Raw genomic sequence first — 1,024 nt, forward strand, 5'->3', positions numbered from 1 at the left:
CCGTCCTCGGTCTTGAAGCTGACATGCAGGTCCCGCACGGACAGGAGAGGGGTGCTCATGGATGTCTCTCCTCTAGGCCAGCCGCACGCGCGGATCGATGAAGGCGTAGGTGGCGTCGACGACGATGTTGAAGACCAGGATCATGGTGGCGGCGAACAGCATCACCCCGAGCAGCAGCGGCAGATCGCTGAAGAACACGGACTGCACGGCGAGTTGGCCGAGGCCCGGCAGTCCGAAGGTGTACTCGGTGATGATGGCGCCGCCGAGCAGGGAGCCGAGGTCGATGCCGAAGATGGTGACGATCGGGATCAGCGAGCCGCGCCAGGCGTAGCGGAAGAAGACGTAGCGCCGGGACATGCCCTTGGCACGGGCGGTGCGTACGTGTTCCTCCTGGAGCTGCTCGATCATCGCGGAGCGCGCCATACGGGTGTACTGCGCGGCGAAGATCGTGGACAGCACCACCCAGGGAATGATCAGCCCGGTGAACCAGCTCAGCGGGTCGCCGGTGAAGTCGTTGTAGGCCGGTTTGTCGAACCAGTGGGTCTGGTAGACGAGGATCGCGAGGGCGAGCGGGCCGAGGAAGTAGATCTGGAGCGAGCTGATCACCATGGCCCCGGCGGTGGCCGTCTTGTCGACCAGCGTGCCGCGCCGCCAGGCCGCGAGCAGGCCGGTGCCGAGGCCGACGATCAGGAAGCAGACGGCCGCGCCCAGGGTGAGCGAGACGGTGGTGGGCAGCCGGTCCATCAGGGTCGACCAGACCGGGTCGTTGGTGTGGTACGAGTAGCCGAAACAGGGTGCGGGGCAGGGCCCTTGGGCGAACTGGCTGCTGCCCGCGACGAGGTTGTGCAGGAAGATCCAGTACTGCTCGGTGAGGGGCTTGTCCAGGCCGAGCACATGGTGGATGTTCGCGATGCTGTCCGGGTTGCAGGTCTTGCCGCACATCAGCAGCGCCGGGTCCCGGGGCACCCCGAAGAACAGCACGAACGTGACGATGCTCAGCAGGAACAGGATGACGACGGCACCG

The 1,024-nt window shown here is 66.0% G+C and carries 1 protein-coding gene; it reads right to left on the bottom strand.

Annotated features, from left to right (window positions below):
* Positions 1–72 precede the first annotated feature (72 nt).
* A partial coding sequence (locus tag ABTZ59_RS37295; protein ID WP_351426118.1) for an ABC transporter permease occupies positions 73–1,024 on the bottom strand: 952 nt, incomplete at its 5' end.

This window comes from Streptomyces sp. NPDC094034 (assembly GCF_040303865.1).
In the GTDB taxonomy this organism is placed as follows: domain Bacteria; phylum Actinomycetota; class Actinomycetes; order Streptomycetales; family Streptomycetaceae; genus Streptomyces.